General features: G+C 73.9%; 6 protein-coding genes. 5 read left to right on the forward strand and 1 reads right to left on the reverse strand.

What is annotated here, in order from left to right:
- From NBX02_RS02005 to mtnC, 4 genes are all read left to right on the forward strand, one after another.
- The coding region (locus NBX02_RS02005; protein WP_250289724.1) for a hypothetical protein at nt 1-218 on the forward strand (218 nt) is incomplete at its 5' end.
- Nucleotides 219-529: 311 nt separating this feature from the next.
- Entirely contained in the window at nt 530-2,185 is a 1,656-nt protein-coding gene (locus NBX02_RS02010; protein WP_250289727.1) for a protein kinase domain-containing protein, read from the forward strand.
- Between the two features lie 304 nt (nt 2,186-2,489).
- On the forward strand, nt 2,490-3,074 hold the full coding sequence (locus tag NBX02_RS02015; RefSeq protein WP_250287374.1) for a 1,2-dihydroxy-3-keto-5-methylthiopentene dioxygenase: 585 nt from the start codon (nt 2,490-2,492) through the stop codon (nt 3,072-3,074).
- A complete protein-coding gene (gene mtnC, locus NBX02_RS02020; RefSeq protein WP_250287375.1) occupies nt 3,071-3,793 on the forward strand; it encodes an acireductone synthase in 723 nt (240 codons plus the stop codon). The genes NBX02_RS02015 and mtnC overlap by 4 nt, the downstream gene beginning before the upstream one ends.
- A gap of 120 nt (nt 3,794-3,913) precedes the next feature.
- Here mtnC and NBX02_RS02025 read toward each other — a convergent pair whose 3' ends face one another.
- Nucleotides 3,914-5,101: an S-methyl-5-thioribose-1-phosphate isomerase gene (locus tag NBX02_RS02025; protein WP_250287377.1), complete on the reverse strand. Its 1,188-nt coding sequence runs from the start codon at nt 5,099-5,101 to the stop codon at nt 3,914-3,916.
- Nucleotides 5,102-5,339: 238 nt separating this feature from the next.
- Here NBX02_RS02025 and NBX02_RS02030 point away from each other — a divergent pair.
- Nucleotides 5,340-5,637, forward strand: a 298-nt coding sequence (locus NBX02_RS02030; RefSeq protein WP_250287376.1) for a class II aldolase/adducin family protein, incomplete at its 3' end; no start/stop codon positions are given.

The raw sequence follows: 5,637 nt of genomic DNA on the forward strand, positions 1-5,637 counted from the left end.
CATCCGCCGCGGGTGGCTCCGGCGACGGCGGGCCCGGCGGCTCCGGCGGCTCCGGCGGGCCGGGCGGAGCGGGCGGAGCGGGCGGATTCGCCGGGCCCGGTGGCTTCGGCGGTCCCGGCCGGGGATTCGGGGAGATCACGTCCTGGGTGGAAGGCAGCTTCACCGCGCGGACCGTGGGCGGGCAGACCGTCTACGACCTGACACGGCCGACGTCCTGACCGTGCCACGGCGTCCTGGCCGTGGTGCACGGCGTCCTGACCGCGATGGTAGTAGCGTTCGGTATCTGTCTGGATGCTGTGCGACGGGCTGTCGTCCGGCTGCCCCACCACGTGCTGGTCAGCCGGACGACAGTCCGCTGTTCGACACCCCGCCGGGGTGGTTGTTGGCGCGCGGTCGACCTGCCCATCCGGCCCCGGATGAGTGACGATGAGGCTATGAGCAGGCGTGTATCAGCGCGGCGGCGGCAGACGTGATGCTGCCAGGCCGCGCCGGAGGTGGGACGACGGCACAGTCACTGGAGCCGTTGGACGTGGGCGATCCGGCGTCCGTCGGCAGATACGTGCTGGACTTTCGTCTGGGTAGCGGCGGTATGGGCACCGTCTATCTGGGACGGGACACCCTCGGCCGCCCGGTCGCGGTCAAGGTGATCCGTTCGGATCTCGCGGCCGAGCCGGATTTCCGGGAGCGCTTCCGGCACGAGGTGGTGGCGGCGCGGCGGGTCTCGCCGTTCTGCACCGCCTCGGTGCTCGACGCCGACCCGGACGCGAGCCGGCCCTACCTGGTCACCGAGTACATCGAGGGACCGCGGCTGGACCGCGTGGTCATGGAGGACGGCCCGCTGCCCCCGTCGACCCTGATCGGGACCGCGATCGGCGTGGCCACCGCGCTCACGGCCATCCACCGCGCGGGGATCGTCCACCGCGACCTCAAGCCGGCCAACGTCATCATGTCGCTGTCCGGGCCACGGGTGATCGACTTTGGTATCGCCAAGCCCGCGGGCGTGGTACGGCACGACCTGGACCGCGGTCTGATCTTCGGGACGTCCGGCTGGATGGCGCCGGAGCAGATCCTCGACCACCCGGTCGGCCCGCCCGCGGACGTCTTCACCTGGGGCCTGCTGGTCGCCTATGCCGGCACCGGCCGGCACCCGTTCGTCGAGCCGGGGCGGTTCGGGCCACAGGCCGACGCCGACCTGGGCGCGCGCATCGTCGGCGAGCCGCCGGACCTCGCCGGGCTCGCCGAGCCGCTGCGCCGGATCGTCGAGACCGCGCTGACCAAGGATCCGCGTTCCCGCCCGGCCGCGCGTGACCTGCTGCTCCGCCTGGTCGACGGCAACGCCGACGTGAACGCGTCCACGCCGATCGACCAGGTGCTCGGCTGGACGCAGCAGATGGCGGCGGTCCCGCCGCCGACCCGGGTCGGTCCGTCGGCCTTCCCCGCCGGTTACACGGCCGACCAGCCGGCCGGGTTCGACCAGCCGGCGCAGGCCGGCGGCCCGGCGCGGTTCGGCCAGCCCAACCCGCCCAACCAGTTCGGCACGCCCAACCAGTTCGGCACGCCCGGCCAGTTCGGCCAGCCGGCCGGCGCGCCGCCGCGCTGGTATCCGCCCGCGCCGCCGCCAGCACGCCGGCGGTCCCGCCGGTGGTGGCTGCTCGTCCCCCTGCTGGCCCTGTTGCTGCTGGTCGGCTGGGTCGTTCTGGACAGCCTCGGCGGGAGCGGGAACGACCCGGGCGGGCTGGGCGGCACCAGGCCCACCAGCCCGGCGGCCACGTCATCGGCATCGCCGGCACCCGCGGCGGGCATCGGTGTCCCCGTCCGGGACGGGCAGCTCCAGTTCACCGTGACGAACGTCCAGTGCGGTGTCGACGAGCTGAAGGCCGGATTCTTCCCCCGGCATCCGGACGGCCAGTATTGCCTGGCCAATGTGACCGTCAGCAACATCGGCGGTTCGGACCGGACCCTGACGCTGGCCTCGCAGAGCCTGTACGACACCACTGGCGCCAGGCACGGCTCCGACCAGCTGCTGTCCCGGGCGGCCTTCTCCAACTCGCTCTGGGGCAACATCTCCGAGGGGGAGAAGGTCACTGGCACCCTCGTCTTCGACATTCCCATCGATGCCACGCCTGATCACCTGGAGCTCCACGACGGCCCGTTCAGCGAAGGTGTGACCGTCCCACTGCGATGAGCGGCTCCGGCGACGACAGCCGCCCGGCGGCGGCCGGTCCCGTCGCGGTCGTGATCGTTCTTCGTGGCCGAAGGGACGCCAGCCGCCCGCGCGGTCCCGGCCCCGCACGGCATCCGCGGTGGGCACGGTGCCTGGCGGCTCTCCGCCGTGTGCCGTTTCCGTTGCGCTGCTTCTGTGTGTCGTTCCCGTTGCGTTGCTTCGCGGGCCGCCAGCGCGGGTGCATGCCCGGCGTCACACTGGGACTGGCGGGCCAGGGCGGGACTCGGGCCGAGGCCCGCCGCGGACACGACCGGAGGAGGCCGTCATGACGCACCTGACAACCTGGCCCGCTGACGACCCGGGCCGCGTGCTGCGCGACACCGACCGGCCGGACGAGACCGCCGCCGCCCTCGCGCCGGTCGGCGTCCGGTTCGACCAGTGGACGCTTGCGGACCTCCCGTCCGACGCCGGCCAGGACGCGGTGCTCGCCGCCTACCGGGAACAGGTGGACAAGGTCGTCGCCGACGAGGGATTCGTCCTCGTGGACGTGGTGGCGCTGCATCCGGCCGAGGCGCCCGGCTGGCCGGCCACGGCCGCCGCCACGCGGGCGAAGTTCCTCGCCGAACACACCCACGCGGACGCCGAGGTGCGCTTCTTCGCCGCCGGCGCCGGCGTCTTCTACCTGCACATCGGTGACGAGGTCCACGCGGTGCTCTGCGAGGCCGGCGACCTGCTGTCGGTGCCGGCGGGTACCACGCACTGGTTCGACATGGGCAGCAGCCCGTCGTTCACCGCGGTCCGTTTCTTCCACGACGCCGACGGCTGGGTCGGTGACTTCACCGGCAGCGACATCGCGTCCCGCTTCCCCGACTTCGACGCGCTGTACGCCGTGGCCGCCGCCGCCCGGTGACCGCCGCCGTCACGGTCACCGCCGAGGCGGTCGTCGTCGACATCGAGGGGACGACCAGCGCGACATCCTTCGTCGTCGACGTCCTCTACCCGTACTCGCGGGCACGGCTGCGCGCGTGGATCGACAGCCACCAGCGGCATCCGGACACCAGCCGGGCGCTCGCGCAGGTCCGCGGGCTGATCGGTGAGCCGGCGGCGGACACCGCCCGGATCGTCACCGCGCTCGATGCCTGGCTGGACGCGGACGAGAAGATCACTCCGCTCAAGACCCTGCAGGGGCTGATCTGGGACGCCGGTTTCGCCGCGGGCGAGCTGACCTCCCACCTGTTCCCGGAGGTGGCCGGCGCCCTGCGCTCCTGGCGGGCGGCGGGGCACCGGCTGTACGTCTTCTCGTCCGGGTCGGTCGCCGCGCAGCGCGCCTGGTTCGCCCGCAGCCTCGCCGGTGACCTCGGTGGCCTGTTCAGCGGGTATTTCGACACCGAGACGGCGGGCCCGAAACGGCAGCCGTCGTCCTACGCCGCGATCACCGCGGCGACCGGGGTGCCAGCGGGCCGGACGCTCTTCCTCTCGGACCTCGTCGACGAGCTGGACGCCGCCCGCGCCGCCGGCTGGTCGACGGTCGGCGTCCGCCGGCCGGGCGAGCCGAACCACGACCGCGGCGTGGGTGACCACCCGGAGGTGAGCGGCCTCACCCAGATCAGCGTCCTGCCGCCGCCCTGATCGCGGCACCGCCACCGGCCGACGGCCCACCGGGACACCGATGACCTGTCGGGGATGCCGATGACCTTGGTCGGTGACCTTGCTGGAGGCGTCGATGACCTTGTCGGGGGCGTCGGCGGCCTACCGGGGCGGGGCGGGCGGCCGCGGGCGCTGGCCGCGCGCGGCCTCGACGATCCCGTGCTCGGTGACGAGCGCGTTCACCAGGCTCACGGGCGTCACGTCGAAGGCGGGGTTGTACGCCCGGGAGCGCGCCGGCGCGACCCGCGACCCGGCGTGGCCGAGCACCTCCTCGCCGTCCCGCAGCTCGATCGGGATCATGTCGCCGGACGCCGTCGCCGGGTCCACGGTCGACGCGGAGGCGGCCACGACGAACGGGATCCGCGCGTACGCGCAGGCCAGCGCCACCCCGAGAGTACCGATCTTGTTGGCGACGTCACCGTTGGCGGCTATCCGGTCGGCGCCCACGACGGCCGCGTCGACGAGCCCACGCACGATCGTCCCCGCGGCGGCGGCGTCGACCTGCACCAGGTGGGGGATGTTCTCGACGTCGAGCTCCCAGGCGGTCAGGCGGCTGCCCTGCAGCAGCGGCCGGGTCTCGTCCACATAGACGATCTCCAGTGCCCCGCGGGCGTGCAGTTCGCGGATGATGCCCAGTGCCGTCCCCCAGCCAGCGGTCGCGAGCGCCCCGGTGTTGCAGTGGGTGAGGATGCGCAGCGGACGGCGACCACCGCCGTCGGTGTGGCCGCTGCCGTCGCTGCCGGGGACGGTCGCGGGAGTCCTCCCGCCGGTGGTACCGGCGCTGATACCGCCACCGCTGCCTGTGCCCGTGCCTGTGTCGTGGATGGTGCCGGTGTTGTGGACGGCGCCGGTGGGCCGGGACGCGCTGCGCAGCAGCCAGTCCGCGCCGTGCGCGCCGATCGCCCGGTTCGCCCGTTCGTCCTGCTCCAGCAGGTCGTGGGCGTATTCGAGGACCGCGGAGATCCCGTGGGCTAGCCGCTGGCGGGCCGCGTCCACCGCGAGAGCGAGCGCGAGGGCGGTGGGACGGGCGTCGCGGATGCCGCCGATGGCCCGTGCGAGAGTGGCCGCGTCCCAGTTCTCCCGCTCGGCCTGGGCCGCGGCCAGGGCCACCCCGAACGCGCCGGCGGCACCGAGGGCGGGAGCGCCGCGGACGGCCAGCCGCCGCACCGCGGCGACGAGCACGTCCACGTCGGTGACCTCGAGGTGGACGACCCGGGCGGGCAGCGCGGTCTGGTCGAGCAGACGGATGCCGTTGCCCGTCCAGGAGACAGGCCGGCCGACAGGAGTCATCCACAGCACGATATGCCGCCGGCCGGGGCCGCCCGGGTATGTCCAGCGGTGGGATCGCCGGTCCGCGCCGGACGTCGACCGGCCATCCGGCCATCCGGCCATCCGGCCGGGCAGGCCGTCCGGCTGTCCCTGGGCGTGGGACAGGCAGTGTCCGGGGCCGGGCGGGTGCCGGTGGAGGTGACACCGGCGGAAATTGATGATCTGGTGGGTGGATGGTGTTTCGACGGGTGCTGCTCTGATGGACGACGTTCTTGTGAACACTGGTGATCCGGTGGACGCCGACGGGTGGCCGGCCGGTCTGCGCGTCGCGGGCGAGGCGCTGGCCCGGGAGGCGGCGCGCTACGCGTCCCTCGGCTGGATGCGGGCGACCTCGGGGAACCTGTCGGTCGTGCTGTGCCGTGCCCCGCTGCGGCTCGCGGTCACCGTGAGCGGGCTGGACAAGTCCGAGCTGCACGCCGGGGACGTGGCCGTGGTCGACGCCGCGGGTGCCGCCCGGCCGGTCGGGCCGGCCCGGCGGCCGTCGGCCGAGGCGGCGC

This window comes from Protofrankia sp. CiP1_Cm_nod1, assembly GCF_920888515.1.
GTDB lineage: Bacteria > Actinomycetota > Actinomycetes > Frankiales > Frankiaceae > Protofrankia.